The sequence below is a fragment of the Streptomyces sp. NPDC056347 genome (assembly GCF_042262625.1).
In the GTDB taxonomy this organism is placed as follows: Bacteria; Actinomycetota; Actinomycetes; order Streptomycetales; family Streptomycetaceae; genus Streptomyces.
Map to the genome: position 1 here is coordinate 17,427 of NZ_JBHJQP010000058.1, position 25,618 is coordinate 43,044.

Below are 25,618 nucleotides of genomic sequence, written 5' to 3' on the forward strand. Positions count from 1 at the left end.
GCCCGCCCGGCGGAACGAGGTGAGATGACATGCACGAGCCATCCAAGTCCCCTCCCGCTCCTGCCCCGCCTTCCCCCTCCTCCTCCCCTCCTGCCCCGCCGTCCGCGCGCGCCCCTGCCGGTCCCGTGGTGGACCGGGAGGTCCTGCGCCCGGCCCTGGCGCTGTGCCTGGACGTCCACGCCCACCCCGAACTCCCCGGCGCCGAACGGCGCACCGCCGCCCTGCTCGCCGCCCGGCTGGAGGCGAGCGGCTGCACGGTGACCCGGAACGTGGGCGGCCACGGAGTCGTCGGCGTCCTGCGCAACGGGGACGGCCCCACCGTCCTGCTCCGCGCCGAACTCGACGCCCTGCCGGTCACCGAACGCACCGGCCTGGCCTACGCGAGCACCGTGCCCGGGGTGATGCACGCCTGCGGCCACGACCTCCACCTCGCCGCGCTCGCCGGTGCGGTGGACACCCTCGCCCGGACCCGGTCCGCCTGGCGGGGCACCGTCCTCGCGGTGGGCCAGCCCGCCGAGGAGACCCTGACCGGGGCGCGGGACATGCTGGCCGACGGCCTGTACGAGCGCTTCGGCACCCCGGACGCGGTCCTCGCCCAGCACACCTCGCCCGCCCCCGCGGGCACCCTCGCCCACGCCGCGGACCCCCGTACGCCCCTGATGGCGGCCAGTGCCTCGGTGGACGTGACCGTGCACGGGCGCGGCGGCCACGCCGGGACCCCGCATCTGACCGTCGACCCGGTGCTCACCGCGGCGGCGACGGTGCTGCGGCTGCACTCCGCCGTCACCCGGCAGACCGCCCCGGCCGAGCACCCGGTGCTGACCGTCGGCGCGCTGCGGGCCGGGGGCCCCGGCAACGTCGTGCCGGACACGGCCGATCTCTCGCTCTGCGTACGGGCCCTGTCCGGACCGGCCGTGGACGGGATGGTGGCCGCCGTGGAGCGGATCGTGCGGGCCGAGTGCGCGGCGTCCGGCTGCCCGAAGGAGCCCGGCGTCACCGTCACCGCCCGCTCGCCCGCCCTGCTGACCGACCCGGCCGCCACCGCCGAGGTGCGCCGGGCGCACGAGGAGCTCCTCGGCCCGCACCGGGTCACCGGCACCGGCCCGCTCACCGCCACCGAGGACTTCGCCCGGTTCGGCGCAGGGGGCGTGCCGGCGGTCTACTGGCTGCTCGGGGTCACCGGGGCCGGGCCGTGGCGCCGGGCCAGGGACGGCGGGCCGCCGGTCCCGCCGAACCACGCGCCGGAGTTCGCCCCCGACGTCCGTACCGCCCTGCCCACCGGGATCGCCGCCATGGCATCGGCCGCGCGACGGCTCCTCGCCCCGTCCGGACCTCCTGTCCCGCCCGGATTAGCGGCCCCGTACGGCCCAGCGGCCCGGCCGGAAGGGGGCCCCGCATGAGCGGCCGGGGCGGCACCGGGCGCGACACCGCGTACGGCGCCGCGTACGGCACCGGCCATGTCGATGTCGTCGCCGTCCGCCGCGACGGCACCGCCGCGACCGGCGAGACCACCGTCGTACGCCTGCTGAGCCTGCTGCCCGCCCACTGGCTCTGCACCCCCCGCTCGGTCGGCCCCGACCGGATCGACCTGCGCATCGACCTGGACGGTGCCGTCGAGCGGGGCGAGGTCCGCCGGGCCTTCGCCGGCGCCTTCGCCGACCGGGCCCTGGACGGCTGGACCGCCGAGCCCTGAGCCCTGCGTCCTGAACCCCGGGTCCCGGACGTCCGGCCCCCCGGCCCGTTCCGTGCCGCGTACGGCTAAATCCAGCCACGTTCCCGGGCCAGCAGCGCGGCGTGGGCGCGGCTCGCGGCGCCGAGCGTCTGCATCAGATCGGCGACGTGCCGCCGGTACGTGCGTACCGACACGCCCAGTTCGCGTGCGCCCGCCTCGTCCTTGCCCACCGAGCACATCGACACCAGCACCCGGCGCTCGGTCTCCGACGGACCGTCCTTCGGCTCCCGGTCCGCCGGGTCGTCCACCCGGCCGAGATCCGTCGCCTGGTCCCAGATCTTCTCGAAGAGCGCGATGATGTTGCTGACCAGGCCGCTGCGGTGGGCCAGCAGCGCGCCGCGCGAGGTGTCACGCGGGTCCAGCGGGACGAGCGCCGCCTTGCGGTCGTAGACCAGCAGCCGCTCGGCACTCTGCTCCGTCACCCGGATCATCGCTCCGTGCTCGGCCAGCTCCCGCAGATACGCGGCGGTCGCCCGGTCCCGCAGCGCCTCCCGGATCACCACGTTCCGGATCTGCACGCCGCGCCGCAGACAGCGCAGGTCCAGAGGGCGCGAACGGGCGATGTTCTCCGGCGAGAGCTTGGTGTACGGCTCCACCGAGAGGATCTCCTCGCGCGCGAAGAACGCGAGGTCGTCGATCCGGTTGCGGATCTGCGCCAGCCCCTCCAACTGCTCGATCCCGAGCGGATGGGGCTTACGGGTGAACTGCTCCGCGAGCAGCCCGTCGATGACGTGCCGCGACCGGGTGACACGTTGGAACTCCTGGTGCAGGGCATGCACCCGCTGGTCGATCAGCCGGGCCACGGCGGTCTCGGGGTCGGTCGGGAAGATGCGCCGGTCGGACTCCTCGGGGTGCAGCAGCCGCAGCTCCCGGAGCCGTGCGACGCAGGCGCGCGCGGAGTCCGGGGTGGTGTGCAGCAGCAGCTGGACGTCCTCCGTGGTGGTGCCGGGATTGCGCAGGAAATGCCGGTACACCGTTTCCTCGGCCGCCGAGACTCCGAACACGGACATCTCGTTGTCGCCCACGTATGCCCCCGCTGCCGTACGCCTGCCCCCGAGCGTGCTTGTGGAATCTTTCGGCCAAAGAGTAGACGCTGGGCCCATTTCTGTGAGGACCTCGGACACAACTGTGTGCAGGCCGGAGATGAACGGTGCGTGTCCTGCGACGAGCGGCCGCCCCCGTGCGACGGACGGTCCGCGACGGCGGCCGTCCCTGCCGGCCTGCCTCTTCCCGGATTCGGCCCGCCACCCGTTCCGGGCCCGCCCCGCACCGACCGGTTCCCGCCCCGCGGTGCCGTTTCGGCCACCGCGCCGCGCGCCCCGCCCGCACGCGGGCACCGCGGCGGAGTCGTAGGCTGGTGGTCCCCGGCCCGTCCGGGGGTGGCGCCCGGATCGTGCCGGGACCGGAAGCCGCCCCCGCACACGTGTCGGGCCCTTCGCGTTGCCCGTCCCTGGCAGCAGCCGGCTGTCGGGACCTGCCCTTCATCACCGGACGGAAGCCCTTCATGAGCCTGCACGGTCTGCTCGATGTCGTCGTACGTGATCCGGCGCTCGACGAAGCGGTGAAGGCCGCCGGCGACGGCCACCGGATGCATGTCGACCTCGTCGGCCCGCCCGCCGCCCGCCCCTTCACCGTCGCCGCGCTCGCCCGTGGGACCGGGCGCACGGTCCTCGCCGTCACCGCGACGGGCCGGGAGGCCGAGGACCTGGCGGCCGCGCTGCGCACCCTGCTGCCGCCGGACACGATCGCCGAGTTCCCGTCCTGGGAGACCCTGCCCCACGAGCGGCTCTCACCCCGCTCGGACACCGTGGGCCGCCGCCTCGCCGTGCTGCGCAGGCTGGCCCACCCGCGCGCGGACGACCCGGAGACCGGGCCGGTCTCGGTGGTCGTCGCGCCGATCCGTTCCGTGCTCCAGCCGCAGGTCAAGGGGCTCGGCGACCTGGAGCCCGTGGCGCTGGCCATCGGGCAGAGCGCCGACCTCGGCAAGACCGTCGAAGCGCTCGGCGCCGCCGCCTACTCCCGGGTCGAACTGGTCGAGAAGCGCGGCGAGTTCGCCGTACGCGGCGGCATCCTGGACGTCTTCCCGCCGACCGAGGAGCACCCGCTGCGGGTGGAGTTCTGGGGCGACGACGTCGAGGAGATCCGCTACTTCAAGATCGCCGACCAGCGCTCGCTGGAGATCGCCGAGCACGGGCTGTGGGCGCCGCCCTGCCGCGAGCTGCTGCTCACCGACGAGGTCCGGCAGCGGGCCGCCGCCCTCGCCGAGGCCCACCCCGAGCTGGGCGAACTGCTCGGCAAGATCGCCGAGGGGATCGCGGTGGAGGGCATGGAGTCCCTCGCCCCGGTGCTCGTCGACGACATGGAGCTGCTGCTCGACGTGCTGCCCGAGGGGGCGATGGCGGTGGTCTGCGACCCGGAGCGGGTCCGTACCCGGGCCGCCGACCTTGTCGCCACCAGCCAGGAGTTCCTCCAGGCGTCCTGGGCGGCCACCGCGGGCGGCGGCGAGGCCCCGATCGACGTGGGCGCGGCCTCGCTGTGGGGCATCGCGGACGTCCGGGACCGTGCCCGCGACCTGGGCATGATGTGGTGGTCGGTCTCCCCGTTCGCCGCCGAGGACGCCGAGACCGACGAGGACACCCTCCAGCTCGGCATGCACGCCCCGGAGGCGTACCGCGGCGACACCGCCCGCGCCTTCGCCGACACCAAGGGCCGGATCGCCGACGGCTGGCGCACGGTCTACGTCACCGAGGGCCAGGGCCTGGCCTCCCGTACCGTCGAGGTGCTGAGCGGCGAGGGCATCGCCGCCCGCCTCGACCCGGACCTCGCGGAGATCTCCCCGTCCGTCGTCCACGTCTCCTGCGGCGCGATCGACCACGGCTTCGTCGATCCGGCGCTCAGGCTCGCGGTCCTCACCGAGACCGACCTCACCGGCCAGCGCACCGCCACCAAGGACCTGGGCCGGATGCCGGCCCGCCGCCGCAAGACGATCGATCCGCTGACCCTGGAGTCCGGCGACTACATCGTCCACGAGCAGCACGGCGTGGGCCGCTACATCGAGATGGTGCAGCGCACCGTGCAGGGCGCCACCCGCGAGTACCTGCTCGTCGAGTACGCCCCCGCCAAGCGCGGCCAGCCCGGCGACCGCCTGTACATCCCGACCGACCAGCTGGAACAGGTCACCAAGTACGTCGGCGGCGAGGCCCCCACCCTGCACCGGCTCGGCGGCGCCGACTGGACGAAGACCAAGGCCCGCGCCAAGAAGGCCGTCAAGGAGATCGCCGCCGACCTGATCAAGCTCTACTCGGCCCGGATGGCGGCCCCCGGACACACCTTCGGCCCCGACACCCCCTGGCAGCGCGAACTGGAGGACGCCTTCCCGTACGCGGAGACGCCCGACCAGCTCTCCACCATCGCCGAGGTCAAGGAGGACATGGAGAAGTCCGTCCCGATGGACCGGCTGATCTGCGGCGACGTCGGTTACGGCAAGACGGAGATCGCGGTCCGGGCGGCGTTCAAGGCGGTCCAGGACGGCAAGCAGGTCGCCGTCCTCGTCCCCACGACCCTCCTCGTCCAGCAGCACTACGGCACCTTCACCGAGCGCTACTCCCAGTTCCCGGTCAACGTCCGCGCGCTCAGCCGCTTCCAGTCCGAGACCGAGTCGAAGGCCACCCTCGAAGGGCTCCGCGAGGGCTCCGTCGACCTGGTCATCGGCACCCACCGCCTCTTCTCCTCCGAGACCCGGTTCAAGGACCTCGGCCTGGTCATCGTCGACGAGGAGCAGCGCTTCGGCGTCGAGCACAAGGAGCAGCTGAAGAAGCTCCGCGCCAACGTGGACGTCCTCACCATGTCCGCGACGCCCATCCCCCGTACCCTCGAAATGGCGGTGACCGGCATCCGCGAGATGTCGACGATCACCACGCCCCCCGAGGAACGCCACCCCGTCCTCACCTTCGTCGGTCCGTACGAGGAGAAGCAGATCGGCGCCGCCATCCGCCGCGAACTGCTCCGCGAGGGCCAGGCGTTCTACATCCACAACCGGGTCGAGTCGATCGACCGCGCCGCCGCCCGGCTCCGCGAGATCGTCCCGGAGGCCCGGATCGCCACGGCACACGGCCAGATGTCCGAGCAGGCCCTGGAGCAGGTGGTGGTGGACTTCTGGGAGAAGAAGTTCGACGTCCTGGTCTCCACGACGATCGTCGAGTCCGGCATCGACATCTCCAACGCCAACACCCTCATCGTGGAGCGCGGCGACAACTTCGGCCTCTCCCAGCTCCACCAGCTGCGCGGCCGGGTCGGCCGGGGCCGCGAGCGCGGCTACGCCTACTTCCTCTACCCGCCGGAGAAGCCGCTCACCGAGACCGCCCACGAACGCCTCGCCACGATCGCCCAGCACACCGAGATGGGCGCGGGCATGTACGTGGCGATGAAGGACCTGGAGATCCGCGGCGCCGGGAACCTGCTGGGCGGCGAGCAGTCCGGCCACATCGCGGGCGTCGGCTTCGACCTGTACGTACGCATGGTGGGCGAGGCGGTCGCCGACTACCGGGCCTCCCTCGAAGGCGGCGTGGAGGAGGAGCCGCCGCTTGAGGTCAAGATCGAGCTCCCGGTCGACGCCCACGTCCCGCACGACTACGCCCCCGGCGAGCGGCTGCGCCTCCAGGCGTACCGCGCGATCGCCTCCGCCAACACGGAGGACGACATCCGGGCCGTACGGGAAGAGCTGACCGACCGCTACGGCAAGCTTCCCGAGCCGGTCGAGAACCTGCTCCTGGTGGCCGGTCTGCGCATGCTGGCCCGTGCCTGCGGGGTCGGCGAGATCGTCCTCCAGGGCCCGAACATCCGCTTCGCCCCGGTCGAGCTGCGCGAATCCCAGGAGCTCCGCCTGAAGCGCCTCTACCCGCGCACGGTCATCAAACCGGCCGTCCACCAGATCCTGGTCCCGCGCCCCACCACCGGCAAGGTCGGCGGCAAACCGGTCGTCGGCCGCGAACTCCTCGCCTGGACGGGGGAGTTCCTCACCACGATCCTGGGCTCGTAACCGTCCGGGGGCCCGCCGCGTGAACGGCGGGCCCCGCTCCGGCGGAGGCGCGTCCGCAGGCGGACAGGCCTCCATCCGAGTGCCGGTCGGCGGGCCGGCCGCCGCATGCCGCAGGAGGCGCGGGCGCGGTCAGCCGCCGGCCTCCCGGGCCACCCGTTCCAGGCGGGCGCGGTGCTTCTCCCACCAGGCCGGGTCCTCGGACGGCAGGCTGTCCTGGGCCGGGGTGTAGCCGGTGGCACCGTCGATGAGCTCGCGGACCACGTCGGCGTGGCCCGCGTGGCGCTGGGTGTCGCAGATGACCCGGATCAGGAGGTGGTGGAGCGTCGCCTCGGCACGCTCCTCGGGCCACCACGGGACGCGGCCGGTCGCATCGAGGCCGTGGGCCTCGACCGTGGCGTCCGTGTGCGCCCAGGCGCTGCGGTACAGCCCGACGATGTCCTCGCGGGACTCGTCGGCCGTGGCCCACATGTCCGCGTTGGGCTCCGCGTCCCGCGTGTACCACCAGGACGGCGGCTCCCCGGTGAAGTACGGCCGCCCGAACGTGTCGCCGAAGTAGCCCAGCTCCACCCCGGCCAGATGCTTGAGCAGCCCGAGCAGATTGGTGCCGGTGGGCGTCAGCGGGCGGCGTACGTCGTACTCGGAGAGCCCGTCGAGCTTCCACACGAGGGCGTCGCGCCCCTGCTGGAGGTACTGGAGAAGGTCCGCCTTCGGGTCTGGTTCGATCATGCCGGGCAGTCTCGCACCCGGCACTGACAACCGGTCCGGGACGGATCCGTCACGCGCCCGAGGGGACGTCCAGGCGCTGGGTGCCGACGACCGACAGCAGCCGCAGCGCCTGTTCCGACGGCGAGCCGGGAGCGGCGGTGTAGATGATGACCCGCTGGTCCCGGTCGGCGATGTCGAGGATGTCGCAGTTGACGGAGACGGGGCCGACGAGAGGGTGGCGGAAGGTCTTGCAGAGGGTCGGACGGGCGGTCACGTCGTGGCCCGCCCAGATGCGGGCGAACTCCTCGCTCCCGGCGAGGAGCTCCTCGACCAGGCCGGTCACCTCCGGGTCGTCGGGGTAGCGGGCCGCCGCGGCACGCAGGTGCTGGGCCGAGCTGCGGACGAACTCGTCCCCGTCGGAGGCGCCGTACAGCGGCCGGCCCTGCCGGTGCGGCCCCAGGAAGACGCGCCGGACGAGATTGCGGTCGCGGCGCGACAGTGCGGAGAAGTCCTCCATCAGGGCCGCGGCCAGACCGTTCCAGGCGATCACCTCGTACGTCGCCGACAGGACGAGCGCCGCGGCCTCCGGGAGCCGGTCCAGCAGGTCGACGATGCTCTGCCGCACCTCCCTGGAGGGGCCGGGCAGGGGGCCCGGCGGGGTGCCGGCGAGATGGTGCAGATGGTCGCGTTCGGCGTCCGAGAGGCGCAGGGCACGGGCGACCTGGGCCAGCACCTCGCGGGACGGGTGCGGGGCGCGGGCCTGCTCCAGCCGGGTGTAGTACTCCGTCGAGATGAACGCCAGCTGCGCCACCTCCTCGCGGCGCAGCCCCGGCGTGCGGCGGCGCGGCCCGGCGGGCAGCCCCACCTCGGCGGGGGTGATCCGTTCGCGCCTGCTGCGCAGGAAGCCTGCCAGTTCTCGTCGATCCACGCTCTCCAGTGTGCGTGATGCCCGGCCGGCCGAGCCAGGTACCGCCGGTGCCTGGATGAGGGGCCCGATCCGGCGCAGGCTCGTCGGCATGAACGACACACCGATCACATCCACCACACCGCCGGGCCTGCTCTCCGGCAAGGTCGCCCTCGTCGTCGGCGCGGGCCGGGGCATCGGCGCCGCCGCGGCCCGGCTGTTCGCCCGGGAGGGGGCGCGGGTGGTTCTCGCGTCCCGCACCCGGGCCCAGCTGGAGGCGGTGACCGAGGAGATCCGGGCGGCGGGCGGCACCGTCGAGTACGCGCTGTGCGACCTGGCCGACCCGGCGAGCATCCGCGCGGCCGTCGACCGGGCCGTGGAGGTGTACGGCCGGCTCGACGTCGCCTTCAACAACGGCGCCACGGCCCAGCCGCCCGGCCCGATGGACCTGATGACGGAGGCCGACTTCGACCGGGTGAGCGCGATCGACTTCAAGGGCCCGTGGCTGGCCATGACCGCCGAGATCGCCGCCATCCGGGCCACCGCCGGGACCGGGGCGATCGTCAACACCTCCAGCGTCGGCAGTCTGATGGGCAACCCCTGGCTGCCCGCCTACGGCGCGGCGAAGCGGGCGGTCAACAGCCTCACCGCCTCGGCCGCCGTCACGTACGGCCCGGAGGGCATCCGCGTCAACGCCATCGCGCCCGGCACCACGCTCACCGAGATGGTCCACGAGTGGGAGGCGGACTCCCCCGGCATCATCGAGCAGCTCAACGCCCAGACGCCGCTGGGGCGTGCCGCCGACCCGGACGAGATCGCCGAGGCGGCCGCCTGGCTGCTCAGCGACCGCGCCTCCTACGTCACCGGCACCGTCCTCCGCGTCGACGGCGGCATGCGTTCCTGAGCCGGACAGGACGCCGAACAGCGGTCGGAAGATGTGATTCCGGCCGCATCGGGGAGCGGCACGGGTGTGTACGCCTGTGCGCAGGAGAGACATACGTACGATTCGGTGGTTCGGCTCTCTCTCCGTCAGGACGGCTCCGCGTGTCTGCTCCCCGTGTGTACCAAGTGGCCCTGCCCGCCCTCTGTGTGACGGCGGTTCTGGCCCTGACCGGCTGCGACGCCGACTCCCTGCCTCCCAAGGGGGGAAGCGGCGGCGGACGCACCGTCAGCGGATTCGGGGCGAGCCCGCTGGCGAACCCGGACGGCACGAAGCCGGGCCTCGCACCGCTCACCTCCGAGGCCGACCGGGCGGCCGGACGGAAGGTCATCGAGCGGGTGACGACCAAGAGGCGCGGGACGAAGAACGGGTACGCCCGGGACAAGTTCGGCTACGCCTGGAAGGACTCGATCGACGGGATACCGCTCGCCCGCAACGGCTGCGACACCCGCAACGACCTCCTCGCCCGGGACGGCAAGAAGGTCAAGCTCCGCTCCGGTTCGGACTGCGTGGTCGTGTCGATGGACCTCAAGGACCCGTACACCGGCTCGACCATCCAGTGGAGCAAGGAGCGGCCCGCCAGGATCCAGATCGACCACGTGATGCCGCTCTCGTACGACTGGCAGATGGGCGCCTCGCGTTGGGGCGAGGCCAAGCGCCAGCAGATCGCCAACGACCCGCTCAACCTCATCCCGGTCGACGGGCCGGCCAACAACGCCAAGCGCGACTACGGCCCCGCCTCCTGGCTGCCCCCGTACGAGCCGGTCCGCTGCTCCTACGCGGTGCGGTTCGCGCAGGTGGCCCTCAAGTACGAACTGCCCGTCACCGCCGCCGACAAGACGGCGATGCTGGAGCAGTGCGGCGGCTGAGGCGGACGGCCCGGCGGCCCCTGGCAGGGGCCGGGCCGGGGGTCAGAGCTTCAGGTCCCACAGGGTGGCGTCGTAGGTGAAGCCCGGGTTGACCTCGACGGTCAGGTTCCTGGCGTCCACCGGGGTGTCGAAGGCGAACTGCACCGTGACCTTCTTGCCGGGCAGGATCGTGCCGTCGAAGCCGGCGCCCACCTTGTCGTCGAAGATCTGCTCGGCCTCCACGCCGTCCTGACCGGCCCGGGCCGCGACGTTGACCAGCGCGGAGTCGAACTTCTCCTTGCCCGCGTTCTCGATGACGACGGCGATCCGGTACGCCTTCTTGCCCTTGGTGTGCCCGACGGCGTAGGAGCCCGGGGCGTAGGAGGTGGCGTCGCCGACCGTGACGGTCAGGTCGTCGTCGTACACGGCCGAGTCGCCGGCCTCCAGGGCCTCGGACGTGTCCTTCTTCTTTCCTTCCTCCTTCTTGTCCCCGCCCTTCCTGCCGGTGTCGTCACCGGGCTTCGGCTTCGCGGAGGCCGTGGTGTCCGACACCGCCTTGTCGAGGTCCTTCACGGCGTCGTCCACCGCCTTGAACGTGATGACCACGCCCACCACCGCGAGGATCAGGGAGACCACCCCGAGCGCGGCGCCGAAGGTGGCCACCCCCTTGTTCGTGGCCTCGCCGCGCTTCGCCCGGCCCCGTCCCGCCAGGCCCAGGACCAGGGCGATCAGGCCGAGGACGCCCGCCAGCCAGAACAGGAGCGGGATCAGGCCGGACACGGCGCCGATGATCCCCAGGACGAGTGCGGTGATGCCCAGTCCGTTACGGGCCGGGTGCGTTCCCGGCGTCTGCGCGGGGACGTACGGCTGCTGGGGGTGGGGCTCGGGGGACTGCGGCGACTGCGTGAACTGGGACATGGCTGTGCCTCCGGCAGAGCAGGAATGAGCGGAAATGGGTGGTGGGCTGCTTGGTGCAGCGCTCTCGCGCATCGCTCGTGCAGCAACGGGTCAATAACAGCAGAGCTTGTGAACCGAGTCAACACGATTCACGGTGGATGGTGTGATGCACGCTGTGAATCGATGTCGTGTGAACCGGGTCGGTATGCTCGCCGACAAGCCACGACCGGGACGCGCGCCAGGACCAGGGAGACAGTCAGTGCCGGAGAAGACGGAGAAGGCGGAGAAGACGGGGAAGACGGAGCGGATGGAGAAGGCGGAGCGGGCGGCGGGCGCGGGCGCGGCCGAGGTGACCGCGGCAGGGATCGCGCGACTGGCGGGTGTGGGGCGCGCCGCGGTCAGCAACTGGCGCCGTCGCCACGCCGACTTCCCCAAGCCCGTCGGCGGCACCGAGACGAGCCCCGCCTTCTCCCTCTCCGAGGTCGAACAATGGCTGCGCGACCAGGGGAAACTCGCCGAGGTCCCGCTCCGTGAACGGGTCTGGCAGCAGCTCGCCGGGCACCCGGCCGGAGCGGTCCCCGCCCTGGTCCACACCGGCTGCGCCCTGCTGCTCCTGCGGACCGGCCCCGCAGCCTGGCGCGAGTGCGCCGCCGTCTCGGACACGCGGATGGCCGGGGTGCTCCCCCTCGCCCTCGACAGGCTGCTCGCCGATCGTTTCGGCCCGGCCGGGCCCGGCCGGGCGGTTCACACCCCGGGCAGCGCCGAACTCCTCCCGTCCGTCCCGCTGCTCCGCGCCGCCGCCGAACTCGCCGAGAGCACGGGGGTCCCGGAGACCTTCGAGTTCCTGCTCGGCCGTCAACTGGACGCCAATCCACGCCAGTACACCCTCACCCCGCCCGGACTCGCCGAGCTGATGGCCGCCCTGGCCGGCGCGCGCGGGGGCGAGGGTTTCCGTACGGTCCTCGATCCGGCCGCGGGTACCGGCGCCCTGCTGCGGGCCGTCGACGGCCCGGCCGCCCTCCACGCGCAGGAGGCCGACCCCGACCTCGCCGCGCTCACCGCCCTCCGACTCGCCCTGCACGCCGACGACGCCCGCACCACCGTCGCCGCGCGGACCGGCGACACCCTGCGCGCCGACGCCTTCCCGCAGCTCGGCGCCGACATCGTGCTCTGCCACCCGCCGTTCAACGAACGCAACTGGGGCCACGACGAACTCGCCTACGACCCGCGCTGGGAGTACGGCCTCCCCGCCCGCACCGAATCCGAACTGGCCTGGGTCCAGCACGCCCTGGCCCGGTTGCGCCCGGGCGGCACCGCCGTCCTCCTGATGCCCCCGGCCGCCGCCTCGCGCCGCTCCGGCCGCCGCATCCGCGCCGACCTGCTCCGCCGCGGCGCCCTGCGCGCCGTCGTCGCGCTCCCGGCCGGGGCCGCGCCCCCGTACGGCATCCCGCTCCACCTCTGGGTGCTCCGCAGGCCCGGCGGCGGCCCGCACCCCTCGCCGGAGCTGCTGCTCGTCGACACCGCCGAACCCGCCGAGCCGTCCTCGACGGGCTCCGGGGCGTCCGCCGCCCCGGCCGGCGGGCGCGACCGGCCCGACTGGCAGGCGGTGCACGGCACCGTGCTCGACGCCTGGCGGTCCTTCGAGCGCAAGGGCGAGGGCAAGGGCGAGCGCAAGGGCGAGGGCGGGAGCGAAGGGGGCGGCGCCCCGGCCGCGGACCGCCCCGGCGTCAGCCGCGCCGTACCCGTCATCGAACTCCTCGACGACGACGTGGACCTCGCCCCCGCCCGCCACCTGCCGCCCGCCACCTCCGGCGGCCCGGCCGAACTGGTCCGCGTACGGGAACGGCTCACCGAGACGCTCGGCCTCACCGCCTCCCTCACCCCGCCCCCCGCACCCCCCGGCGACCCCGCCCACTGGCCGCTCACCACCATCGGCGAACTCGCCCGCGCCGGCGCCCTCCGGCTCCGCACCGGCGGCTCCGGCACCGGCACCGGCCCCGTCCTCACCGAGCACGACGTCCTCGGCTCCACCGCCCCCTCGGGAAGCCTGTCCGCCGACGGGCCCCCCGAGGAGCCGGTGCTCGTCGAGCCGGGCGACGTCGTCGTCCCCGTACTCGGCGGCGGCTCCGTCACCCGGGTCGTCGACGCGGCCACCGCGGGCGCCGCGCTCGGCCGCAACCTCCAGCTGCTGCGCCCCGACCCGGCCGCCCTCGACCCCTGGTTCCTCGCCGGATTCCTGCGCGGCACCGCCAACAACCGCCAGGCCAGCAGCTACGCCTCCACCGCCAGCCGGCTGGACGCCCGACGCCTCCAGCTGCCCCGGCTGCCGCTCGCCGAACAACAGCGGTACGGGCGGCGGTTCCGCGCCCTGGCGGAGTTCGAGGACGCCCTGAGGCTGACCGGCCGGCTCGGCGGACAGCTCGTCCAGGGGATGTACGACGGGCTGACCGACGGCACGGTGACGCCGGACTGACCGGCGGACCGGCCTGGTCCGGGGTGAGGCGGAACACAGCTGATCCGTACAACCCCGGGCCGGTTGTCGGTGTCGCCCTTTACGCTCGGAATCCGCGCGCACGGAGCGTGCGCGCGGATCTTCAACGACCAGGTCCTCCAGGAGCAGCCATGTACGCCCCGGCTCATCCGCCGACGCCGCCGCGCCGGGTTCCCGGCCGGGGCTGGATCGTCTCCATGCGGGTGCTGTTCACCGTGCTCACGGTGGGCTCGGTCGGGCTGCTGCTGTGGACCCCGCTGCTCCGCCTCGCGATCGTGCGCCGCCGGGCCACCGACTGGTGGCTGACCGGGGCCGGGTTCGTCTTCGTCTGCGTACTCCTGCCGATCCTCGGGGACGGCGGCGAGGAGCCGACCGGCATCGACAACGTGCTCATCCCGCTGCTGCTGCTGGCGATGGCGGGCTCGATCGCCTACTACCTGGTCGGGGACGTCCGCCACTACGACCGGCTGACCAAGGAGCGCGCCATGCCCGGCCCGCCGCCCGGGTACGCCTACGCGCAGACGGTGCCGACCCTGCCCTCGCCCGCCCCCGCCCCCGCCCCTGTGCAACCGCCGTATCCGCATCCTCAGTTCCACCCCCGGCCACAGCCGCAACAACAGCCGCTGCCGCTGCCGCAGCCACAGCAACCGCCGCCGCCGCCACAGCCGCTTTCGCAACAGCAGACCCAGCCGAGCCGGCCGAGCCACCCCCGCCCCCAGCGCATCGACCAGGTGCGTGCCGAGCTGGACGAGCTGAGCGACTACCTCCGCAAGGAGGAGGGCCGGTGAGCGGACGTCTCATCGGCGGCCGTTACGAACTGGCCACCATCCTCGGCCAGGGCGGCATGGGCCAGGTCTGGACGGCCTACGACCAGCGCCTGGACCGCCGCGTCGCGGTGAAACTGCTCCGCCCCGACCGGGTCACCGGCCCCGTCGACAGCGCCGCCGCCGACGAGCTCCGCCGCCGCTTCGTCCGCGAGTGCCGGGTCACCGCCCGGGTCGACCACCCCGGCCTGGTCACCGTCCACGACGCGGGCAGCGACGGCGACGACCTCTATCTCGTCATGCAGTACGTCGAGGGCGCCGACCTCTCCGACCACCTCGCCGAGCACGACCCGTACCCCTGGCAGTGGTCCGTCGCGGTCGCCGCCCAGCTCTGCTCCGTCCTGTGCGCCGTGCACGCCGTGCCGATCGTTCACCGCGACCTCAAACCCCGGAACGTCATGGTCCGCCCGGACGGCACCCTCACCGTGCTCGACCTGGGCGTCGCCTCCGTCCTGGACAGCGACACCACCCGCCTCACCCACACCGGCTCGCCCATCGGCTCCCCGGCCTACATGGCCCCCGAGCAGGCGATGGGCGGCGCCGTCGGCCCGTACACCGACCTGTACGCCCTCGGCGTGCTCCTGCACGAACTGCTCAGCGGCGACGTGCCGTTCTCCGGGTCCACCGCGCTCGGCGTGCTCCACCGCCACCTCCACGAGCCGCCGCTCCCGGTCCGCCGGATCAGGCCCGACATCCCCGAGCCGCTCGAAGCGCTGGTGCTGCGCCTGCTCGCCAAGGACCCCCAGCACCGCCCGTCCGGCGCCCAGGAGGTGTACGACCACCTCGCCCCGCTGCTCCCCGCGCCGGGCACCGCGCTCGCCGCCGGCCCGCTCGACCCCACCCGCCCCTTCCTGCGCCCGCACGCCCCCTGGCCCGACCGCGCCACCCCCGTACCCCCGCCGCCGCAGGCCCCGGCCACACCCGCCGCCGCCCGGCCCGATGTGGCCGCCGCCGTCGACGACGTCAAGAAGCTGCTCGGCGAGGGCCGGATCACCCAGGCGGTGGACATCCTCGGCTCGATCCTCCCGGTCGCCGCCGAACAGCACGGCGAGGGCTCCGCCGTGGTCCGCATCCTGCGCAAGCAGTACGCGGCGACGCTGATGGACGACGGCCAGTACCGCCGTGCCCTGCCCGAGCTGCGCAGACTCGCCGACGACCGGGCGGCCGAGGCGGGCCCGGCCGACCCGCAGACGCTCCAGTTCCGCTACGACGCGGCCCAGTGCCTGGAACAGCTCGGCGAACCGGCCGCCGCGCTCGCCGAGTACCGCGCGGTCCTGCCGTACTACGACGAGCACGCCAGGGGCGGCGACCCGGCCCGCTGCTTCGAGATCCGCAACCGCATCGCCCATCTGCTGCTGGCCCTCGGCGACCACGTCACCGCCCGCGTCCAGCTCCAGGCGCTGCTGTACGACGCCGAACGGGCCTACGGGCCCCAGCACCCGCTCCCGGCGGAACTGCGCCGCCGCCTGGACCGTCAGGTCGAGGTCCACGGCGGCTGATCCGTCACACGGGCCGGCCGGACCGCCGCCGGTACGCCGACACCAGCCCGCCCGCGGCCAGGAAGGCCAGCGCGCCCGCCCCGGCCAGGGCGCCCGCCCGCAGCCCCGGCGGCCGGAATCCGCACTCCACCGCCGCGCCGTCGGCCGGGACCGGGGTGGCGACCAGGCCCAGGTAGCTGTCGGCGGGGCGGCCCTGGCAGCGCCAGCCCGCGATCCGGGGCGCGGCCAGCACCACCGTCCCGGTGGCGCCGGGCGGCAGCTCGGCCCGGACGCCGTCGTCGGTGACGCGGACGGCGGTCGCGCCGGTCGCCCGCAGACCGCCGACCGCCGAGGCCAGCCGGGCCCGGTCCAGGCAGCCGACCGCCCGGTGCGGCACGGTCCCGGCGCGCACCGGGGCCAGCGCGATCCGTACGCTCCCGTCCGCACCGACCCGGCCCAGGTGCTGCATCGCGGCCCGCCGGGCCGGAAGCTGCCCCTTGAACTCGACGTCCCGGCCGTCGCCGAGCCGGGCCCGGCCGAACATGTCGGGCGTCCACAGATACGCCTCGGACCCCGCCGGGCAGGCGGCGGCCAGCGTGTACGCGCCCCGCCCCACCCGGTAGTCGTACGCACCCCGGTCCGTCACCGGGGCCGTGCCGCCCGGCACCGCCCGCAGCGTCGTCGGCGGGACGGTGTACACCCGCGAGCCCAGCAGCAGCTCCTGGTTCCGGAACGCCGACCGCCCGTACGCCACCGGACCGCCCGCGGAACCGCCCGCCGGGCGCACCGTCACCAGCGGCGGCACCCCGGCCCGGCTCGCCGTCACCGGCCGGCCGTCCGGGGCGCCCATGCCCGTGTGCCCGGCCCCCTGGTGCGGGTCGCGCGGGCCGCGTACCCGGGCGCCGACCGAGAAGACCGCGTCCGTGACCGGGTTGTCGAGGCTCTGCACCGCCCGGCCGTTCGACGTCCACCCGCCGCCGAGCGCCCGCATCGTGCGGGTCAGCACATCGGGTGTGTGGCTGCTGTAGTACGCGCCGCCCTGCCCGCCCACCAGCAGCGGATCGTTCGCGGTGGTCTGCTCCCGGCCGGGGTCCGTCCGGGCGTGCGGCCAGTCATCGGCGCCCGCGACCACGGCCCGCTGGGTGCTCTGCCGTTCGCCCCAGGGGGCGTAGTCGTCGAGCCGGTTCAGCCGCTGCCGGTCGAAGTACGCGGTCGCCGCGGCGGCCTGCCCGGCCTGCGCGCCGATCAGCAGCACGGCCGCCAGCGCCGCGTACCGCCCGCCCCGCCCCACCAGCAGCAGGGCGAGGAGCGCCGCGCCCAGGCCGAGCGCGAACAGCGGATACGTCCACCCCGTGACCAGCCCGCTGAAGCCCGCCCCGGCCGCGAGCAGCACCAGGACCGCGCCCCCGCCGAGCAGTGCCCGCCGCTCAGGCCGGCCGTACGAGACCGAGACCCACGCGGCGGTCACCAACAGCCCGGCCAGCACGAAGGTCTGCCGGTACGGGCTGCCGTTGGGCGTGGCGAAGGCGTGCCAGAGCAGATGGGTGGGCCGCCACTGCATCGACAGCGCGACCCCGGCCACCAGCCCCGCCCACGCCCACCGCTCCCGCTTCGGCACGGCCCGCTGGAAGGCCAGCGCACCGGCCAGCAGCAGGGTGCCCGTACCGAGATAGAGGGCGGGGGTGAAGAAGCTGTACGTGGCGGGCAGCAGCCGGGCGAGCACATCGGTCCAGGAGGCGGGCGCGAACGGCCGGTCCCAGCCCGGGTAGGCGTGCTTGGTGCCCAGGTAGACCGGGACCAGTACGGGCGCCGACAGCCCGATCCCCACCCCGACCGTGCGGGCCGCCCGGCCCAGCGCCCGGACCACCGCGCCCCGGTCCTCCCGCTCGGTGAACAGCCGGACGGCCAGCACCAGCGCCGCGCCGAGCGTCGCCATGTACGCCGTGTAGAAGTTGGCCACCCACGCCAGCGCGACCAGCAGCGGCGCGGCCACCCGGTGCCGCCCGGTCCGGGCCCACTCGGCGGCCAGGCAGAGCAGCGGCAGCGCGATCAGCCCGTCCAGCCACATCGGGTTGTACGCCGCCTCCGCGACCGACCAGCCGCACAGCGCGTACGAGCCGCCCAGCACCCCGGCCGCCCACCAGCGCCCGCCGCGCAGCGTCAGCAGGAACACCGCCATCAGGGCCGCCGCGGCCGCCATCTTCGAGACCGTCACCACATAGACCGCGAGGTCGATCCGGTCCCTCGGGAAGACCCCGACGAGCAGGGCGAACGGGCTGCTGAGATACGTACCGAGATCCGGCAGGAAACTCGTCCCGAAGCCGGACGACCAGTTCAGCAGCAGCCCGCCGTCGGCCTGCCCGTGCAGCAGGTCCCAGAGCCGGGCGTGGAACGGGACGAACTGGTTGCCCAGGTCGTTCACGCTCCGCGTGCGGGGGCCGAACGGGAAGCCGCGCGAGACGGCGTCGCCCGCGCAGACCGCGACGACGGTGAGCAGTGCGGCGAGCGAGCCCGCGCGCAGGCGGGGACGGGAAGTCGGCGTGGACGGGAGCATGGGCAGGAATATGCCAGCCTCGAACACCCAAATCCCTTGTGCCGTGCGCCAGTTCACTCAATGGACGTGCGGCGGTCACGTGCTGCATCGGATGCCGACATCTGGCCCGGCTGGTGTACGTCTGTGCTGATCTCTCTGGTGGTGCCCTGCTACAACGAGGAAGAGATCCTCGAACGCTTCCATGAACGTGTCACGGACGAGATGGCCGGGCTCGGACACGAGTTCCAGCTGGTCTTCGTGGACGACGGCAGCGCCGACCGGACGCTGATGATCCTCCAGGAGCTGGCCGCCGCCGACCCCCGGGTCCGGTACGTCTCCTTCAGCCGCAACTTCGGCAAGGAGGCCGCCATGCTGGCCGGTCTCCAGCACGCCGAGGGTGACGCCGTCGTCATCATGGACGCCGACCTCCAGCACCCGCCCGAACTGGTCGGCCGGATGCTCGAGGAGCACGAGCGGGGCTACGACCAGGTCGTCGCCCGCCGCACCCGCAAGGGCGACCGGGTCACCCGCACCGTCACCGCCCGCGCCTACTACTGGCTGATCAACCGCCTGGTCGACGTGGAGCTCGTCGACGGCGTCGGCGACTTCCGGCTGCTGTCCCGCCGCACCGTGGACGCCGTCCTGCGGCTCACCGAGTACAACCGGTTCTCCAAGGGCCTCTTCGCCTGGGTCGGGTTCCGCACGAAGACCTTCGGCTACGAGAACGCCGTACGGGAGCAGGGCAGCTCCGCCTGGACCTTCGGCAAGCTCCTCAACTACGGCCTGGACGGGCTGCTGTCCTTCAACAACAAGCCGCTGCGGGCCGCGCTCTACCTGGGCATGCTGCTGCTGTCGGTGGCCCTCGCGTACGCGGCGTGGATCGTCGGCGTCGCCCTGGTGCAAGGCGTGGACACCCCCGGCTACGTCACCACGCTCGTCGTGGTCATCGCGCTCGCCGGGGTCCAGATGGTGATGATCGGGGTGGTCGGCGAGTACGTCGGCCGTATCTACTACGAGGTGAAGCGGCGCCCGCACTACCTGGTCAAGGCCACGAACGCCGACACCCCGCGGGCCGCCCGGGAGCCCCAGGAGTACGTACGCCGATGACGGTCACCGCCCAGATGGCCCGGTTCGCCCTGGTGGGGGTGGTGAACACCGGCACGTACTACGGCTGCTACCTGGTACTGCTGACCCGGCTGCCGTACATCGCCGCTCATGTGATCGCCTTCGCGCTGAGCATGACCGGTTCCTTCTTCCTGAACTGCCGGTTCACCTACCGGACCCGCCCCACCTGGCGGAAGTTCCTGCTCTTCCCGCTGACCAACGCCGCCAACTTCGTCATCACCACCGGAGGCGTCTACCTGCTGGTCGACCTCGCCGGATTCAGCAGCCGGTACGCCCCGCTGGCCGCCGCGGCGGCGGCCATCCCGATCACCTTCCTCGTCTCCCGGACGATCATGCTCCGGCCGGAACCCGCCCGCCGGGTCTGAGCCGCCCGGCCGGGCCCACATCCCCAACTCCTTCCGAATCGTTGGTCGAATCAGTGGCCCCAGCCACGTCCACTGCCTAACATCGATCACCGCAAGGTCTTGTGCACTGATGCACAAAGTCTCCCCGGGAGGTTCCTTTGCACCGCCGCCGTCGCACCGCGCTCACCGTCTCCGCCGCCCTGCTCGCCGGCGCCCCACTCCTGGCCGCGTGCGGCAGCGGGACCCACCCGGGGGCGGCGGCCGTCGTCGGAGGGGAACGGATCGAGGTCGCCACGCTCCAGGGCCAGGTGGCCTCCGTGCGCGCGGCGCAGAACAAGACGAAGGACCCCGCCCAGCTCATCGACAAGTCGGGCCAGCTCAGCCGGGCCAAGCTGCACGGCATGATCTTCGACAAGGTCGTCGACCGGGCCGCGCGGGACGCGGGCGTGACCGTGAACCGCGCCGAGATCCAGCAGATGCGCAAGGACGCCGAGGCCCAGTCCGGCGGTCCGGCGGGGCTGCGTACGGTGATGCTCCAGCGGAGCTGGATCGCCCCCGACCAGATCGACGCCGTACTGCGCGAGCAGGTCCAGCTGACGAAGCTGGGCACCGCCCTCGGCGTCGATCTCCAGCAGCCCTCCGGCCAGCAGGCCGTGTCCGAGGCGCTGAGCAAGGCGTCCAAGGAGCTCGGCGTCGACGTCAACCCGCGCTACGGCACCTGGGACAGCAAGCAGACCCAGCTCGCCGCCTACCGGGCCCCCTGGATCACCCAGGTCACCAAGCCGGAAGGCGCGGGAGCCTGACCTGCGACGGAACGGGCGGCGGCGACAGAGGTAGATTCGAACGGTGAACGCTGAAGACCCCGGCCGCATCGTCCTGCTCACCGCCAGCCACCGCGTCGCCCCCGGACTGCTGTCCTGGCCCGCCTGGCAGGCACTGCACGCCGCCGACCGGGTCCTGTGCGCCGACCCGGACCACCCGCAGCTGCCGTACCTGCGCGAGGCCGGTGTCACCGTCGAGCACGCCGCGCCCACCGCGCCGGAGCTCGTCGACGCGTGCGCGGGCGGCCGGAGCGTCGTCGTCCTCGCGGGCGGCGAGGGTGACGACGCGCTCACCGACGGCCTGGCCCGGCTCGCCGGATCGGGGCGGACGCGGATGCCGGACCTGGAGCTGCTGCCCGGCTCGTACGACCTGCCGGGCGCCCGGCTCCTCGACCTGGTCCAGATCATGGACCGGATCAGGGCCGAATGCCCGTGGACCTCGCAGAAGACCCACGAGGGCCTCGCCAAGTACGCCGTCGAGGAGGCGTACGAGCTCGTCGAGGCGATCGAGGACGGCGACCGCGACGAACTCCGCGAGGAGCTGGGCGACGTCCTCCTCCAGGTCGTCTTCCACGCCAGGATCGCCGAGGAGGGCCGCCCCGGGGACGGCGCGGAGCCGTTCTCCGTCGACGACGTGGCCGCGACCCTCATCGAGAAGCTGATCCACCGCCACCCGCACGTCTTCGGCGACGAGACCGCCGAGACCCCCGAGGACGTCCACGCGCACTGGCTGCGCACCAAGGCCGTCGAGAAGCAGCGCGACTCGGTCACCGACGGGGTCCCGGTCGGCCAGCCCGGCCTCGCGCTCGCGGCCAAGCTGGCGAGCCGGGTCCGTACCGCCGGTCTCGACGTGCCGCTCCCCACCGGCGAGGGCATCGGCTACGAGCTCCTCGCCCTCGCCGTCCGGGCCGAGCGGGACGGCGTCGACCCCGAGGCCGCCCTGCGCGCCGCGGGCCGCGCCTACCGGGACGCGATCAGAGCGGCGGAGGGCCACGGCGGGGGCGGGCGCCGGGGGGAGACGGACGGAGCCGGGAACCGCGGCTGACGCCGGGGCGGCGGACAGCGGCGGAGGGCCGCGGCCGATGCCGGAGGGCCACGGCCGGCGCCCGAGGGCAGCGGATAACGTCGAAGGGTGAACGACAGCCCCGCCGCCGACCGCCCCGCCGAGCAGCCTCCCACGTGTCCCGCCCACCGGTCCACGGACCCGACCGCCGACCGGCCCGTGCCCGCCACGGAGCCCGCGCCCGCCACGGACCACCCGGCCGTGCCGCCCGCCGCCTGCCCGGCGGCCGGGGCGCCCGAGCTCTTCACCTGGGAGTTCGCCACCGACCCGTACCCGGCGTACGCGTGGCTGCGCGAGCACAGCCCCGTACACCGGACCGCGCTGCCCAGCGGCGTCGAGGCATGGCTGGTGACCCGGTACGAGGACGCCCGGCAGGCCCTCGCCGACTCCCGGCTCTCCAAGAACCCGGCCCACCACGCCGAACCGGCGCACGCCAAGGGCAAGACCGGCATCCCCGGTGAGCGCAAGGCGGAGCTGATGACGCACCTGCTGAACATCGACCCGCCCGACCACACCCGGCTGCGCCGCCTGGTCTCCAAGGCGTTCACCCCGCGCCGGGTCGCCGAGTTCGCCCCGCGCGTCCAGGAGCTGACGGACCGGCTCATCGACCGTTTCGCCGGGAACGGCGAGGCCGACCTCATCCACGACCTGGCCTTCCCGCTCCCCATCTACGCGATCTGCGACCTGCTCGGCGTACCGCCCGAGGACCAGGACGACTTCCGGGACTGGGCGGGCATGATGATCCGCCACGGCGGCGGGCCGCGCGGCGGTGTCGCCCGGTCGGTGAAGAAGATGCGCGGCTACCTCGCCGAGCTCATCCACCGCAAGCGCGAGAACCCCGGCGACGACCTGATCTCCGGGCTGATCCGGGCCAGCGACCACGGCGAGCACCTCACCGAGAACGAGGCCGCCGCCATGGCCTTCATCCTGCTCTTCGCCGGTTTCGAGACCACCGTCAACCTCATCGGCAACGGGGTCTACGCCCTGCTCCGCAACCCCGGCGAACGCGAACGGCTGCAACGGTCGCTCGACGCGGGGGAGGAGGGGCTGCTGGAGACCGGGATCGAGGAGCTGCTCCGCTACGACGGCCCGGTGGAGCTGGCCACCTGGCGGTTCGCCACCGAACCGCTGACGCTCGGCGGACAGTCCGTCGCGGCCGGGGACCCGGTGCTCGTGGTGCTCGCCGCCGCCGACCGCGACCCGGCACGCTTCTCGGATCCCGACACGCTCGACCTCGCCCGGCGTGACAATCAGCACCTCGGATACGGGCACGGCATCCATTACTGCCTGGGCGCGCCGCTCGCCCGACTGGAGGGCCGGACCGCGCTCGCCACGCTGCTGAAGCGCCTTCCGGACCTGCGACTTGCGGTGGAACCAGCCGATTTGCGGTGGCGCGGAGGGCTCATCATGCGTGGACTTCGCACACTCCCCGTGGAGTTCACGCCGGAGCGTACGGACACAGAAACTGACGCTTCATCAACTCTGTGACTTTCACGTGATCTGCGCTGCATCGACTTGTGACGCGCGTTCGAGTCCGGCTAGGTTCACCGTTCGACCTACCAGTCACACGTCAGTCACACGGAAGGCAATTCCATGGGATCCGCGAACGGCAGGCACCGTCGCCCCCGGCAGGCACCCGCCATCGTCGTCGCAGCGGGCGTGACCGGATCGGCCATCGCCATTCCGCTGCTGGGCGCGTCGGGCGCGTCCGCGGCCGACGCCACGACCTGGGACCGGGTCGCCGAGTGCGAGAGCGGCGGCGCGTGGAGCGCCGACTTCGGCAACGGTTTCTACGGCGGCCTCCAGCTCTCGCCGGAGACCTGGAAGGCGTACGGCGGTCAGGACTACGCGGAGCGCGCCGACCTCGCCAGCCGGTCGCAGCAGATAGCGGTGGCGGAGAAGGTCCTGGAGGACCGGGGCCCGAAGGCCTGGCCCAGCTGCTCGGTCATCTCCGGTCTGGCGGCCGACGGCTCGCTGCCCGGCGTGGATCCCGGCACCGCTTCCGTCGGCGACCCCGCCGGGCAGGTGGACCCGTCCGGGACCGGGCGGCCCGCCTCGTCCGACCCGGCGGCGGACGACGCCGGGAACTCCGGCGAGCGGCCGGGAAAGGCGAAGGGGGAGGCGAAGGAGAAGACGAAGGGTGAGGCGAAGGGCACTCCGTCGGCGCAGTCCTCGCCCTCGGCCACCCCGTCCGCCGGAACCCCGTCCGACGCGCCGTCACGCGCGCCCCGGGACGCCGCCACTTCACCCGGATCGGCCAACGACGCGGGCGGCCGGCACCGCGGCACCCCGGCCGCCGAGGGGAGCCGTGACGCCGGCGGCGACCACCGCGAGTCGGGCCGGCACGCCTCGCGCGGCGGCAACGGCGCACGCGACACGGCCGAACAGCCCGCCGACGGCGCGTACACCGTCCGGCCCGGCGACAGCCTCTGGACGATTGCTGATGCACAGAAGGTTCCCGGCGGCTGGCCCGCACTCTACGAGGCGAACAAGGCCGTCGTCGGCTCCGACCCGGACCTCATCCTCCCCGGCCAGAGCCTCGAGATCGACCTGAAGTCGGAGTAGGGGCGGCCCGGAGGCAGTCCGGCAATCGTCTGAAAACGCCTCGAAAACCGGGGCAGTTCAGGGGCCTATGTCCACTTATGCGTAAGTGAGACATGGGTCTCTTTACGTCTCCCGGCGTGTCGCGTTCCGCGAAGCCTTCCATGCCGCTCCCACCTGCGGAAACGGCAGTTCTTCCGATGCAAGTACGGGCTGATTGTCCGATGTGTCCATCTTTGAATGTAGGACTTGCGTATGTTTACGGTCGGAATCGCTCGCACCGCGGGCCCCGTCGACCGTCACGCCGAATCCTGCCGTCGGTCGAAGGGAAAACAGACGCGTACAGCGCCGTAGGCAGGAGCGGGGGACCCAGGTAAGCCGCCGGGTCCGGACGTCGTGACGACGTATCGGACCAGGCTCGGGGTGAAGTCGCGCGCTAGGACGTGCGACCGGGCAACTCACTCGGCCCGAACCCGACAGCTCACCTCGTAGGCGTCGGTGAGGAGAAGTTCCATGCTGCTTTCCAGCAAGGGCAAGCACCGCCGCCCGTCCAAGGTCGTCCGTATCGCCACGCTCGCCGGCGTCGCCGGTGCCGCCGTCGCCGTGCCGCTGATGGGCGCGACCAACGCCTCCGCCGCCTCCGTCGCCACCTGGGACGCCGTCGCCCAGTGCGAGTCCGGCGGCAACTGGTCCATCAACACCGGCAACGGCTACTACGGCGGTCTGCAGTTCTCGCAGTCCAGCTGGGCCGCCGCCGGCGGTCTCCAGTACGCCGCGCGCGCCGACCTGGCCACCAAGGCCCAGCAGATCGCCGCCGCCGAGCGCCTCCTCGACATGCAGGGCCCGGGCGCCTGGGGCTGCGCCGCCGCCGGCGGCCTGACCAACGACGGTGTCGACCCGGGCGTCGACACCGGCTCGTCCTCGAACTCCTCCGCCAACTCGGCCGCCGGTTCCGCCGCCTCCGAGCAGCAGAGCGCCGCCCCGAAGAAGCAGGCCCAGCCGAAGCCGGCCGAGCGCACCGAGGCCCCCGCCGCCTCCCGCTCGGACCGCACCGAGGCCCCGCGCGCCGAGTCGAAGAAGACCGTCACCACCCCGACCGGCAAGAAGGTCAAGAAGGGCGACGGCGAGTACAAGGTCGTCACCGGCGACTCGCTGAGCAGGATCGCCGCCGAGCACGGCGTCAAGGGCGGCTGGCAGCGGCTGTTCGAGCTGAACAAGGACATCGTCGAGGACGCCGACCTGATCTACCCGGGTCAGCAGCTGCACCTGACGAAGTAACAGGGACTCTCTCCTCCCCGGCCGCCCCGGCCCGGCGCGCATCCCCCCGTGCGTGC

20 protein-coding genes and 1 riboswitch are annotated in these 25,618 nt (G+C 73.4%); of the genes, 15 read left to right on the top strand and 5 right to left on the bottom strand.

The window, feature by feature from the left end; genetic code table 11:
• Nucleotides 1-29: 29 nt before the first annotated feature.
• Entirely contained in the window at nucleotides 30-1,400 is a 1,371-nt protein-coding gene (locus ACFCV8_RS15875) for an amidohydrolase (RefSeq protein WP_376685924.1), read from the top strand.
• The gene (locus ACFCV8_RS15880) at nucleotides 1,397-1,693 is read left to right on the top strand and encodes a hypothetical protein (RefSeq protein WP_376685925.1); all 297 of its coding nucleotides are present in this window, start codon (nucleotides 1,397-1,399) and stop codon (nucleotides 1,691-1,693) included. The genes ACFCV8_RS15875 and ACFCV8_RS15880 overlap by 4 nt, the downstream gene beginning before the upstream one ends.
• Before the next feature lie 65 nt (nucleotides 1,694-1,758).
• Here ACFCV8_RS15880 and ACFCV8_RS15885 read toward each other — a convergent pair whose 3' ends face one another.
• A complete protein-coding gene (locus tag ACFCV8_RS15885) occupies nucleotides 1,759-2,757 on the bottom strand; it encodes a helix-turn-helix transcriptional regulator (protein ID WP_376685926.1) in 999 nt (332 codons plus the stop codon).
• Between the two features lie 479 nt (nucleotides 2,758-3,236).
• Here ACFCV8_RS15885 and mfd point away from each other — a divergent pair, with 479 nt between their 5' ends.
• The gene (mfd, locus tag ACFCV8_RS15890; RefSeq protein WP_376685927.1) at nucleotides 3,237-6,770 is read left to right on the top strand and encodes a transcription-repair coupling factor; all 3,534 of its coding nucleotides are present in this window, start codon (nucleotides 3,237-3,239) and stop codon (nucleotides 6,768-6,770) included.
• A gap of 129 nt (nucleotides 6,771-6,899) precedes the next feature.
• Here mfd and ACFCV8_RS15895 read toward each other — a convergent pair whose 3' ends face one another.
• Both ACFCV8_RS15895 and ACFCV8_RS15900 read right to left on the bottom strand, forming a co-directional pair.
• Nucleotides 6,900-7,496 (bottom strand): DinB family protein, encoded by a 597-nt coding sequence (locus ACFCV8_RS15895; RefSeq protein WP_376685928.1) that lies wholly within the window; start codon nucleotides 7,494-7,496, stop codon nucleotides 6,900-6,902.
• A 49-nt stretch (nucleotides 7,497-7,545) separates the two neighbouring features.
• Nucleotides 7,546-8,403 carry a helix-turn-helix transcriptional regulator gene (locus ACFCV8_RS15900; RefSeq protein WP_376685929.1) on the bottom strand — a complete coding sequence of 286 codons (858 nt, stop codon included), beginning with the start codon at nucleotides 8,401-8,403 and terminating at the stop codon, nucleotides 7,546-7,548.
• Nucleotides 8,404-8,491: 88 nt separating this feature from the next.
• Between ACFCV8_RS15900 and ACFCV8_RS15905 the strand changes: the two genes are divergently transcribed.
• Both ACFCV8_RS15905 and ACFCV8_RS15910 read left to right on the top strand, forming a co-directional pair.
• Nucleotides 8,492-9,283, top strand: coding sequence for an SDR family NAD(P)-dependent oxidoreductase (locus ACFCV8_RS15905; protein ID WP_376685930.1), 792 nt, complete (start codon nucleotides 8,492-8,494; stop codon nucleotides 9,281-9,283).
• Between the two features lie 140 nt (nucleotides 9,284-9,423).
• Nucleotides 9,424-10,188 carry an HNH endonuclease family protein gene (locus tag ACFCV8_RS15910; RefSeq protein WP_376685931.1) on the top strand — a complete coding sequence of 255 codons (765 nt, stop codon included), beginning with the start codon at nucleotides 9,424-9,426 and terminating at the stop codon, nucleotides 10,186-10,188.
• Nucleotides 10,189-10,230: 42 nt separating this feature from the next.
• Here the strand turns inward: ACFCV8_RS15910 and ACFCV8_RS15915 are convergent, their stop codons facing one another.
• Complete coding sequence (locus ACFCV8_RS15915; RefSeq protein ID WP_376685932.1) at nucleotides 10,231-11,085, bottom strand: DUF4190 domain-containing protein; 855 nt, start codon at nucleotides 11,083-11,085, stop codon at nucleotides 10,231-10,233.
• A 286-nt stretch (nucleotides 11,086-11,371) separates the two neighbouring features.
• Here ACFCV8_RS15915 and ACFCV8_RS15920 point away from each other — a divergent pair, with 286 nt between their 5' ends.
• From ACFCV8_RS15920 to ACFCV8_RS15930, 3 genes are all read left to right on the top strand, one after another.
• Nucleotides 11,372-13,537, top strand: a complete 2,166-nt coding sequence (locus ACFCV8_RS15920) for an N-6 DNA methylase (protein WP_376685942.1) — start codon at nucleotides 11,372-11,374, stop codon at nucleotides 13,535-13,537.
• A 149-nt stretch (nucleotides 13,538-13,686) separates the two neighbouring features.
• A complete protein-coding gene (locus ACFCV8_RS15925) occupies nucleotides 13,687-14,343 on the top strand; it encodes a hypothetical protein (RefSeq protein ID WP_376685933.1) in 657 nt (218 codons plus the stop codon).
• Nucleotides 14,340-15,878, top strand: coding sequence for a protein kinase (locus tag ACFCV8_RS15930; RefSeq protein WP_376685934.1), 1,539 nt, complete (start codon nucleotides 14,340-14,342; stop codon nucleotides 15,876-15,878). Before ACFCV8_RS15925 ends, ACFCV8_RS15930 begins: the two co-directional genes overlap by 4 nt.
• Before the next feature lie 4 nt (nucleotides 15,879-15,882).
• On the opposite strand, the gene ACFCV8_RS15935 is transcribed toward ACFCV8_RS15930, so the two are convergent.
• Nucleotides 15,883-18,411 (bottom strand): YfhO family protein, encoded by a 2,529-nt coding sequence (locus ACFCV8_RS15935; protein ID WP_376685935.1) that lies wholly within the window; start codon nucleotides 18,409-18,411, stop codon nucleotides 15,883-15,885.
• 123 nt (nucleotides 18,412-18,534) lie between these two features.
• Between ACFCV8_RS15935 and ACFCV8_RS15940 the strand changes: the two genes are divergently transcribed.
• The 7 genes from ACFCV8_RS15940 (at nucleotide 18,535) to ACFCV8_RS15970 (ending at nucleotide 25,562) form a co-directional block, all read left to right on the top strand.
• Nucleotides 18,535-19,497 carry a glycosyltransferase family 2 protein gene (locus ACFCV8_RS15940; protein ID WP_376685936.1) on the top strand — a complete coding sequence of 321 codons (963 nt, stop codon included), beginning with the start codon at nucleotides 18,535-18,537 and terminating at the stop codon, nucleotides 19,495-19,497.
• Nucleotides 19,494-19,880 carry a GtrA family protein gene (locus ACFCV8_RS15945; RefSeq protein WP_376685937.1) on the top strand — a complete coding sequence of 129 codons (387 nt, stop codon included), beginning with the start codon at nucleotides 19,494-19,496 and terminating at the stop codon, nucleotides 19,878-19,880. Before ACFCV8_RS15940 ends, ACFCV8_RS15945 begins: the two co-directional genes overlap by 4 nt.
• 137 nt (nucleotides 19,881-20,017) lie before the next feature.
• Nucleotides 20,018-20,662: a SurA N-terminal domain-containing protein gene (locus ACFCV8_RS15950; protein ID WP_376685938.1), complete on the top strand. Its 645-nt coding sequence runs from the start codon at nucleotides 20,018-20,020 to the stop codon at nucleotides 20,660-20,662.
• A gap of 43 nt (nucleotides 20,663-20,705) precedes the next feature.
• Nucleotides 20,706-21,725, top strand: a complete 1,020-nt coding sequence (locus ACFCV8_RS15955; RefSeq protein ID WP_376685939.1) for a nucleoside triphosphate pyrophosphohydrolase — start codon at nucleotides 20,706-20,708, stop codon at nucleotides 21,723-21,725.
• Nucleotides 21,726-21,944: 219 nt separating this feature from the next.
• On the top strand, nucleotides 21,945-23,231 hold the full coding sequence (locus ACFCV8_RS15960; protein ID WP_376685943.1) for a cytochrome P450: 1,287 nt from the start codon (nucleotides 21,945-21,947) through the stop codon (nucleotides 23,229-23,231).
• Between the two features lie 105 nt (nucleotides 23,232-23,336).
• On the top strand, nucleotides 23,337-24,308 hold the full coding sequence (locus ACFCV8_RS15965; protein ID WP_376685940.1) for a transglycosylase family protein: 972 nt from the start codon (nucleotides 23,337-23,339) through the stop codon (nucleotides 24,306-24,308).
• A gap of 312 nt (nucleotides 24,309-24,620) precedes the next feature.
• Nucleotides 24,621-24,794, top strand: a riboswitch (cyclic di-AMP (ydaO/yuaA leader).
• 3 nt (nucleotides 24,795-24,797) lie between these two features.
• The gene (locus ACFCV8_RS15970; protein ID WP_376685941.1) at nucleotides 24,798-25,562 is read left to right on the top strand and encodes a transglycosylase family protein; all 765 of its coding nucleotides are present in this window, start codon (nucleotides 24,798-24,800) and stop codon (nucleotides 25,560-25,562) included.
• Nucleotides 25,563-25,618 lie beyond the last annotated feature (56 nt).

Excerpts from the sequence above, each read along its gene's own strand:
- ACFCV8_RS15875 (WP_376685924.1), top strand. The coding sequence starts at position 30 with ATGCACGAGCCATCCAAGTCCCCTCCCGCTCCTGCCCCGCCTTCCCCC.
- ACFCV8_RS15880 (WP_376685925.1), top strand. The coding sequence starts at position 1,397 with ATGAGCGGCCGGGGCGGCACCGGGCGCGACACCGCGTACGGCGCCGCG.
- mfd (WP_376685927.1), top strand. The coding sequence starts at position 3,237 with ATGAGCCTGCACGGTCTGCTCGATGTCGTCGTACGTGATCCGGCGCTC.
- ACFCV8_RS15895 (WP_376685928.1), bottom strand. The coding sequence starts at position 7,496 with ATGATCGAACCAGACCCGAAGGCGGACCTTCTCCAGTACCTCCAGCAG.
- ACFCV8_RS15905 (WP_376685930.1), top strand. The coding sequence starts at position 8,492 with ATGAACGACACACCGATCACATCCACCACACCGCCGGGCCTGCTCTCC.
- ACFCV8_RS15915 (WP_376685932.1), bottom strand. The coding sequence starts at position 11,085 with ATGTCCCAGTTCACGCAGTCGCCGCAGTCCCCCGAGCCCCACCCCCAG.
- ACFCV8_RS15920 (WP_376685942.1), top strand. The coding sequence starts at position 11,372 with ATGGAGAAGGCGGAGCGGGCGGCGGGCGCGGGCGCGGCCGAGGTGACC.
- ACFCV8_RS15925 (WP_376685933.1), top strand. The coding sequence starts at position 13,687 with ATGTACGCCCCGGCTCATCCGCCGACGCCGCCGCGCCGGGTTCCCGGC.
- ACFCV8_RS15935 (WP_376685935.1), bottom strand. The coding sequence starts at position 18,411 with ATGCTCCCGTCCACGCCGACTTCCCGTCCCCGCCTGCGCGCGGGCTCG.
- ACFCV8_RS15945 (WP_376685937.1), top strand. The coding sequence starts at position 19,494 with ATGACGGTCACCGCCCAGATGGCCCGGTTCGCCCTGGTGGGGGTGGTG.
- ACFCV8_RS15965 (WP_376685940.1), top strand. The coding sequence starts at position 23,337 with ATGGGATCCGCGAACGGCAGGCACCGTCGCCCCCGGCAGGCACCCGCC.
- ACFCV8_RS15970 (WP_376685941.1), top strand. The coding sequence starts at position 24,798 with ATGCTGCTTTCCAGCAAGGGCAAGCACCGCCGCCCGTCCAAGGTCGTC.